The 326-nt window shown below is 70.6% G+C and carries 1 protein-coding gene; it reads right to left on the bottom strand.

What is annotated here, in order from left to right; genetic code table 11:
* The coding region (locus tag QMO76_RS35225; protein WP_306365707.1) for an AMP-binding protein at positions 1-326 on the bottom strand (326 nt) is incomplete at both ends.

Here is a 326-nt window from a genome sequence, read left to right as displayed (position 1 = left end):
GATCAGCACGCGCCACATACGCGGTCGCGAGCTGATCACCCGCCAGATACAACTCACCCGCAACACCCACCGGAACCGGCCGCAACCGCGAATCCAACACGTACACCTGAGTGTTGAACACCGGCGCGCCGATCGGCACGGTCTGCACGTCGGCATCGGTGACCTCGTGGTAGGTCACGTCGACCGCGGCCTCGGTCGGGCCGTACAGGTTGTGCAGGCGCGCACCGGTCAGGGCGCGCAGCCGCTGCGCCGTCGGACCCGGCAGCGCCTCACCGGAGGCGAACACCTGGGTCAGGCTGGTGGCGCGCGCGGCGGCGGGTTCGGCC

Origin of the sequence: Nocardia sp. CC227C (assembly GCF_030767025.1) — a bacterium.
Taxonomy (GTDB): Bacteria; Actinomycetota; Actinomycetes; order Mycobacteriales; family Mycobacteriaceae; genus Nocardia.
Note: the sequence above shows the minus strand (reverse complement) of the source record. Positions and strands in the feature narration are given on the sequence as shown.